The 6,005-nt window shown below is 70.3% G+C and carries 5 protein-coding genes; 2 read left to right on the plus strand and 3 right to left on the minus strand.

The features are described 5' to 3' along the window. Window positions 1-1,641: phosphogluconate dehydratase (edd, locus tag JWP28_RS07220; RefSeq protein ID WP_299541567.1), on the minus strand; the 1,641-nt coding region annotated here is incomplete at its 3' end. Between the two features lie 11 nt (window positions 1,642-1,652). Beyond that, entirely contained in the window at window positions 1,653-2,312 is a 660-nt protein-coding gene (gene pgl / locus JWP28_RS07225) for a 6-phosphogluconolactonase (protein ID WP_299541569.1), read from the minus strand. A 163-nt stretch (window positions 2,313-2,475) separates the two neighbouring features. Here pgl and JWP28_RS07230 point away from each other — a divergent pair, with 163 nt between their 5' ends. Then, window positions 2,476-3,537 carry a glycosyltransferase family 4 protein gene (locus JWP28_RS07230; protein WP_299541571.1) on the plus strand — a complete coding sequence of 354 codons (1,062 nt, stop codon included), beginning with the start codon at window positions 2,476-2,478 and terminating at the stop codon, window positions 3,535-3,537. A 9-nt stretch (window positions 3,538-3,546) separates the two neighbouring features. Continuing rightward, complete coding sequence (locus JWP28_RS07235) at window positions 3,547-5,706, plus strand: amylo-alpha-1,6-glucosidase (RefSeq protein WP_299541572.1); 2,160 nt, start codon at window positions 3,547-3,549, stop codon at window positions 5,704-5,706. On the opposite strand, the gene JWP28_RS07240 is transcribed toward JWP28_RS07235, so the two are convergent. Then, on the minus strand, window positions 5,703-6,005 hold a 303-nt coding region (locus tag JWP28_RS07240; protein WP_299541574.1), incomplete at its 5' end, for a pyruvate kinase alpha/beta domain-containing protein. The two genes, JWP28_RS07235 and JWP28_RS07240, sit on opposite strands and share 4 nt — an antisense overlap.

The raw sequence follows: 6,005 nt of genomic DNA on the forward strand, positions 1-6,005 counted from the left end.
GTCGAGGCGGATGATGTCGCCGTCGCGCACCAGGCCGAGCGGGCCGCCGGCCACGATCTCGGGCGAGACGTGGATCGCGGCCGGGACCTTGCCCGAGGCGCCCGACATGCGCCCGTCGGTGACCAGCGCCACCTTGAACCCCTTGTCCAGCAGCACGCCCAGCGGCGGGGTCAGGTTGTGCAGTTCCGGCATGCCGTTGGCCCTGGGCCCCTGGAAGCGCACGACGGCGACGAAGTCCTTGTTCAGCTCGCCGCGGTGATAGGCGGCCTGCAGCTCCTCCTGGTCCTCGAACACCACCGCCGGCGCCTCGATCACCAGATGCTCCGGCTTCACCGCCGAGGTCTTCATCACCGCGCGGCCCAGCGGCCCGCTCATCAGGCGCAGGCCGCCCTCGGCCTGGAACGGATCGTCCACCGGCCGCAGGATGTCGGGATTGAGCGAGACCGCGGTCCCTTCGCGCCAGACCAGCTTGCCGCCGTCGAGGAAGGGCTCGGTCTGGTAGCGGCGCAGGCCCGAGCCGGCGACGGTCATGACGTCGTCGTGGGCGAGGCCCGCGTCCAGCAGCTGGCGCACCACGAAGGCCATGCCGCCGGCCGCATGGAAGGCGTTCACGTCCTCTGAGCCGTTCGGATAGACCTTGGCGATCAGCGGCGTGACGCGGCTGAGGTCGTCGAAATCCTCCCAGCTGATCTGGATCCCCGCGGCGCGGCCCATGGCGATCAGGTGCAGGGTGTGGTTGGTCGAGCCGCCGGTGGCCAGCAGGCCTGCCAAGGCGTTCACCAGGCTCTTGGCGTCGACCACCTGGGCCATCGGCGTATAGGCGTTGGAGCCGTCGCGGATCTCCACCGCCCGCTTCGTCGCGCCGGCCACCAGGGCGTCGCGCAGCGGCGTGTTGGGGTGCACGAAGGCCGAGCCCGGCAGATGCAGACCAGTAAGCTCCATCATCATCTGGTTGGAATTGGCGGTGCCGTAGAAGGTGCAGGTGCCGGGGCCGTGGTAGGAGGCCATCTCCGAATCCAGCAGCTCCTCCCGCGTCGCCTTGCCCTCGGCGTAGAGCGCCCGGACCCTCGCTTTCTGGGCGTTGGAGACGCCCGAGGTCATCGGGCCGCCCGGCACGAAGATCACCGGCAGGTGGCCGAAGGCCAGCGCGCCCATGGTCAGCCCCGGCACGATCTTGTCGCAGACGCCCAGCATCAGGGCGGCGTCGAAGGCGTCATGGGTCAGCGCCACCGCCGTGGCCATGGCGATCACGTCGCGCGAGAACAGCGACAGCTCCATGCCCGGCCGGCCTTGCGTCACCCCATCGCACATGGCCGGCACGCCGCCGGCGTACTGGGCCGTGGCGCCGATCTCGTGCGCGGCCTGCTTGATGATCTCCGGGAAGCGCTCCAGCGGCTGGTGGGCCGAGAGCATATCGTTGTAGGCCGAAACGATGGCCACGTTGGGCGCGGTCGGGTCGCGCATGCGCCGCTTGTCGGCGTCGCTCTCGGCGGCGAAGGCGTGGGCCCAGTTGGCGCAGGAGAGCTTGGCCCGGCCGGGGCCGGCGTGGCGGGCGGCCTCGACGTGCGCCAGGTAGTCCGCGCGGGACTCCCTGCTGCGCTCGACGATCCGTTCGGTGACTTCCGCCGTGACCGGATGCATGCTCGGTTTCCTTAAAGGTTCGGCGTCCAAAGAACACGGACCGGGACCCGGTCCTGGCTGAGGATCGCTCGGACGGGCAGGTCTTCGCCGGCCTCAGCGCGCGCAATCACCTGCCGCTTAGCCTCACCGGCGATCAAGAGGAAGATGGCGCGGCTCTGTAACAACGCCGCCAAGGTGAGCGTGATCCGCGCCACGGGGGGCGAGCCGAAGCCCTCCGGGGACTCCGCGATCAGCGCCTGGCCGTCCGGGTCCAAGGCCTGCGCCATCACCGGACTGCCCGGGATCAGCGAGGCGATGTGGCCGTCCTCGCCCATCCCCAGCATCACCGCGTCGAACGGCATTAGCTTCCGGAGCGCCGGTTCCGCATAGTCGGTGAGCGGCAGGAACTGCGCCTTGGCCGCGGGGCCCCGGAACAGCCGCTCGCGCAGCAGCCGGGCGTTGGAGTCGGGCGAATCCGCGTCCACCTGCCGCTCGTCCGAAAGCGTCACCGCCACATGCGCCCAGTCGAGCGGCGCGTCGTGCAGGAGGTCGTAGACCGGCCCGGGCGAGCGGCCGCCGGTGGCCACCAGCGACGCCCGGCCGCGCGCGGCGAGCCCCTCGGCGAGCTGGCTCGCCACGGCCTCGGCGCAGGCCTGCGCCAGAGCCGATGAACTTGCGTAGGTTTCGAGCATTTTGGCTTCATCCATAACGCGGCGGGACAACCTCGGCTGCCCCGTGGGGTCGGCTATCACTTTTCGTCGCACGGCGGGAACCATCCATCGATTCACCCGATTGCCGGATGCGGGCTGACCGCAACGGGAGGGCGTCCCGTCAAGGGTGAGAGGGTCTACGACGATGAGGATCGCGCAAGTCGCGCCGCTGTACGAAGCTGTGCCGCCGCGGCTCTATGGGGGCACCGAGCGGGTGGTGGCGAACCTCACCGACGCGCTCGTGCAGCTTGGCCACGACGTCACCCTGTTCGCCAGCGCGGACGCCCGCACGCTGGCGCGCCTGGCGCCGGTGCGCGACCAGGCCATCCGGCTGGACCCGGCGCCGCTGAAGTCGGACCTCGCCGCGCACCTGACCCAGCTCGCCCAGGTCCGGGGGCGGGCGCGTGAGTTCGACATCATCCACTTCCACACCGACATCATGCACTTCCCGATGTTCGAGGATCTGGCGGCGAACACGGTCACCACCCTGCACGGACGGCTCGACCTGAAAGACCTGCCGGAGGTCTATTCGCGATGGCGGCAGTTCCCGCTGGTGTCGATCAGCGACGACCAGCGCCGCCCCCTGCCGCAGGCCAACTGGGCCGCGACCGTGCACCACGGGGTGCAGACGAGCCTTTTCCGGTTCAGCCCCCGCCCCGACGGATACCTGGCCTTCCTGGGCCGGATTTCGCCGGAGAAGGGGCCGGATCGGGCGATCGCCATCGCCAAGCGCGTCGGCCTGCCGCTGAAGATCGCCGCCAAGGTGGACCGCGTTGACCAGGCCTATTTCGAGGATGTCGTGGCGCCGCTGCTGGACGACCCGCTGATCGAATTCATCGGCGAGATCGGCGATCGGGACAAATCCGAATTCCTCGGCGGCGCCGAAGCCCTGCTGTTCCCGATCGACTGGCCCGAGCCGTTCGGCCTGGTGGTGATCGAGGCGATGGCCTGCGGGACGCCGGTGATCGCCTACGCGCGCGGATCGGTCCGGGAAATTGTCGAACACGGCGTCACCGGATTCATCGTCGAGGACGAGGACGAAGCCGTCAGCGCCGTAGGCCGTATCGCGCAGCTGGATCGTGAGACCATCCGCAGCCGGTTCGAAGCCCGCTTCTCCGCAAAAGCCATGGCCCGCCGCTATCTCGAGCTCTACGGCCGGCTGGTCGCCGCCGATCCACTGGGCGCGCATTTGGCCGTCGCGGAGTAAGAAGGGCGCATGGACGACCTCGCGCCCGCCCTGGACGCTCCGATAGAGCTTGGCGAAACCGGAGAGCCGCGGGTTCCCTCGCGGCTCTATGCCCTGAAGGACAGGGACACCTTCATCGTCGCGGACGGCTTCGGGGACATTATCGGCCTCGGCGACGGCCTGTTCCACAACGACACCCGGATCCTGTCGCGCTTTCGCCTGCTGCTGGGTTCGCACCTGCCGTCCCTGCTGTCGGCCGCCATCGCCCAGGACAACGTCTTCTTCACCTCGCATAGCGCCAACCAGAACCTGCCGGCGCCGGGCGGGCCGGTGGCGCCGCCTGGCGTGCTGCACATCGAGCGCAAGCGCTTCCTCTGGGAGGAGCGGCTCTACGAGCGGATCACGCTGGTCAACTACAGCCGCGACGAGGTCATCATCCCGCTGACCATCGAGTTCGGCGCCGACTTCCGCGACATGTTCGAGGTCCGCGGCATGCGGCGAAAGGCGCGCGGCCGGCTCGATCCGCCCGAGCTCGACGGCCGCTCCGTGAGGTTCAGCTATTGCGGGCTCGACGGCGTCGAGCGCGCCAGCGTGATCGCGTTTTCCGACCCTCCCGGGCGGCTCAGGGAGCACAGCGCCGAGTACATGTACCCGATGCGGCCGGAAGGGCGGCTCGAGCTCTACCTGGAAATCGGCCTGCACGCCGGGCCCGCGCCGACCCGCGAGCGGTTTCGCGCCGCAGCGGCGCGCGCGGAGGTCGACATGCGCGGGCGTGTACGGCACGGCGCGCGGCTGAGAAGCTCGGGACGGCTGTTCAACGACTGGCTGGCGAAGTCCCGCGCCGACCTGGCGCTCCTGACCACCCAGATGGAGACCGGACCCTATCCCTATGCCGGCATCCCCTGGTTCTCGACCGCCTTCGGCCGCGACGCGATCATCACCGCCTGGCAGATCCTGTGGTTCGAGCCATCTCTGGCCAAGGGCGTGCTCACCTATCTGGCGGCGCACCAGGCCGACGAGATCTCGGCCTTCCGCGACTCCGCGCCGGGCAAGATCATGCACGAGACCCGCAAGGGCGAGATGGCCGCCCTGGGCGAGGTGCCGTTCGGGCGCTACTACGGCGGCGTCGACACCACGCCGCTCTATGTGGCGCTGGCCGGGGCCTATGCCGAACGCACCGGCGACCTGGCCCTGATCGACCATCTGTGGCCGACGCTGGAGCGCGCGGTCCAGTGGATGGAGCAGTTCGGCGACACCGACGGCGACGGCCTGATCGACTATTCGCGCGGCGCGGCGGGGGGGCTGGCCAACCAGGGCTGGAAGGACAGCCACGATTCCATCTTCCACGCCGACGGGCGCTTTCCGGAGGGACCGATCGCGCTCGTCGAGGTGCAGGGCTACGCCTTCGCCGCTTACCGCGCCATGGCCCGCTTCGCCCGGCTGCGGGAGGACCTCGCCGCCGCCGCGCGGTGGGAAGCGCGCGCCGAGCAGATCCGCGAAGCCGTCGAGCGGCGGTTCTGGATGCCGGACAAGGGCTTCTACGGCATCGCCATCGACGGGGCGGGCGAGCTCTGCCAGGTCCGCGGCTCCAATCCGGGCCACCTGCTGTTCTCCGGCCTGCCGGAGCCCGGGCGGGCCATGCAGACCGCCCGCCAGCTGCTGTCGCCGGGGTTCAACTCGGGATGGGGCGTGCGCACGCTGGCGCATGGCGAGGCCCGGTTCAATCCGATGTCCTACCACAACGGTTCGGTGTGGCCGCACGACACGGCGATCTGCGCCATGGGGCTTTCCCGCTATGGCGAGCGCGACGGCGTCGTGCGGCTCACCTCGGAGCTGTTCGAGGCCGCGGCGAGCTTCGACATGCGCCTGCCGGAGCTGTTCTGCGGCTTCCCGCGCTTCGCCGGGGAGCGCCCCGTGGGCTATCCGGTGGCCTGCCTGCCGCAGGCCTGGGCGGCCGGTTCGGTGTTCATGCTGCTGCAGGCCTGCCTGGGGCTCACCGTCGACGGCCTGGCCGGCGAGGTGGCCATCGTCGACCCGCGCCTGCCGATCGGCATCGACCGGCTGTGGGTCGAGGGCCTGCGTGTGGGCGACGAGAAACTCGACCTGCGGTTCGAAAACATGGGCGACCGGGTCGCCGTGACCGCAAAGGGCCGGCCGAAAACCCCGATCCGCCTGTTCGGCGCGGATTAGCGGGGCGGAGCGTGGGCGATGCGCAGGATGTTGGCGGCGCCCGGGGAGCCCATGGGCAAGCCGGCGAGGATCAGCACCCGCTGGCCGGGCGCGGCGAGGCCGGCCAGCACAGCCTGTTCGACGGCGACGCGGGCCAGTTCCTCAGGATCGAAAAGTTCGGGCACCACGCGCGGCTCGACGCCCCAGGCCAGCGCCAGCTTGCGGGCGGTGTCGACGCTGGGCGTGAGACCCAGCGTCGGCTGCAGCGGGCGCTCGCGGGCCAGCCGCAGCGCCGTCTGGCCGGTGGTGGTGAAGGCCGC

Source organism: Phenylobacterium sp. (genome assembly GCF_028290885.1).
In the GTDB taxonomy this organism is placed as follows: Bacteria; Pseudomonadota; Alphaproteobacteria; order Caulobacterales; family Caulobacteraceae; genus Phenylobacterium.